Here is a 1,748-nt window from a genome sequence, read left to right as displayed (position 1 = left end):
TTGTGTGTAGTGTAGGGATTTTTATCATTCCTATGGTATATTTTTATATCAGTAACAATTATGATCAATTCACTATTTTATTTATTATGTTATTTATTTTTATATTGAATATGCTTTATATTAAAAATTTTTTTGCATTATTGTTGCTTGTGATATTAATATTTATATATATGAAATATCATGAGTTTATCTATAATTTTAAAATTTTATTTTTTATTTTTGCACCTATAATTTTTATCTTTTTAAGAGCTTGGAGAATTTTAATAACTTTTTTATGTGGATATATTTTTTTAGTGGCTATGGTATATATATTTGAGTTATTAGGAGGATTTTATAAATGAAATATTATGTTACGATTTATATTGATCCATTGGTAGAATGTTTTTTGGATTTTAAAAATCAGTGTTACTGGCAAAGAGAAGACTTCACTCACGCTTTCTTAGGACTTACCAAAGATAAAAGTCCTGATGAACTTGATAAGATAGATGAACAATTAAGACAAGGGTATCTTAAAAATAAAGAATGGGACAAGATAGATCAAAAATGGTATGAAGCTAAAGAACCTAATGAATTCAATGATGATTTTTGGGGTTTTGGAACCGGAATTGCTAATGTTGCAGAATCTCTTATAGGAACTCCTGGCAAAGTATTTAACAATAACCAATATGTATTAGATAGCAATATTGATAAAAATTGTTATATTATTAAAAAACTAAGAAGCCCTCAAACTTTCAAACCTTCTAATCGCTGTACTTTAGAACTTTCTAAAGAACAATATGAAAGCTTACTTGTAAATATTAAAGCTGATTTTGAAGCCACAAAAGAAATCACACCTAATAGCGAAAAGCCAATCAATGAAGAATTTACCTATAAACTTCTTGAAAATAATTGCGTTACTTGGGTTATTCGAAAACTTTCTGATATAGGAATAGAGCTTATTGATGATGAATATAAAGTGCCTGGAAATTTGATAGATATCTTTGGTTTGATCAAATTTCTTCACTCTATCTTTTTGAAATTTCAAAATATTGATGATAATTTACAAAGTGTAAAAGGTGCAAGAGCTTTTATTACTTGGACTAGATCTATGCTAGATAATAATTATATATGTTATGTAGATCAGGAAAATTTAGAAAAGAAAATACAAACTTTTTGTAAAAAAAATATAGAAAATCAAAGATATTACGAAAGTATTAAAAAATTTTATAATGAAATTTCTCAACTTAAAAGTATATATAATAAATTAGATTTTTGTTTGGAATCTATCACTAAAAAATTTAATACAAGCATAAAAGGCGATTTTAAATTGATTTATTTTGATAGAAAAGATAGACAAATTAAACTTTTAAAAGCAGATAATGATTATGAAGCTATTGCGATACAAGATTTAGATTTGAGTCAGAAATATAATAATTTTAGTGTGAGTAAATTTTATCCTTTTATTTTTATACCTAAAAATGAAATGAATTCAAGAATGCTTTATCATAAATATGATTATGGTAATATCTCACAAGAATATCAAAAAGATAGAAATGAATTTTATTTTAATGTTTTAGCAGGAGAAAAAAGCGATAAATATTGGAGTTCTAGTTATCATAAAATGACTAAAAATTTAAGGAAAATTCATGCCTCTTGAAAAAGTAAAAGAAACAATTTTTGCTTATGATAAAGAAGTGATTGATTGTGAAATCTTAAGGGCTAAAAATGTTGATTTAACTCATTCTAAAATTTATTTCAAAGGTGTATTA

General features: G+C 24.3%; 1 protein-coding gene. It reads left to right on the top strand.

Translation table 11 applies throughout. The annotated features are described in order from the left end of the window. Positions 1–337 precede the first annotated feature (337 nt). On the top strand, positions 338–1,636 hold the full coding sequence (locus L8V79_RS08040; protein ID WP_263703189.1) for a hypothetical protein: 1,299 nt from the start codon (positions 338–340) through the stop codon (positions 1,634–1,636). Positions 1,637–1,748 lie beyond the last annotated feature (112 nt).

The organism is Campylobacter sp. IFREMER_LSEM_CL2194 (genome assembly GCF_025771685.1).
In the GTDB taxonomy this organism is placed as follows: domain Bacteria; phylum Campylobacterota; class Campylobacteria; order Campylobacterales; family Campylobacteraceae; genus Campylobacter_D.
This window is presented reverse-complemented; position numbering and strand designations above follow the sequence as displayed.

Bases quoted from the DNA above. Each gene is read 5' to 3' on its own strand.
- L8V79_RS08040 (WP_263703189.1), top strand. From the start codon at position 338: ATGAAATATTATGTTACGATTTATATTGATCCATTGGTAGAATGTTTT.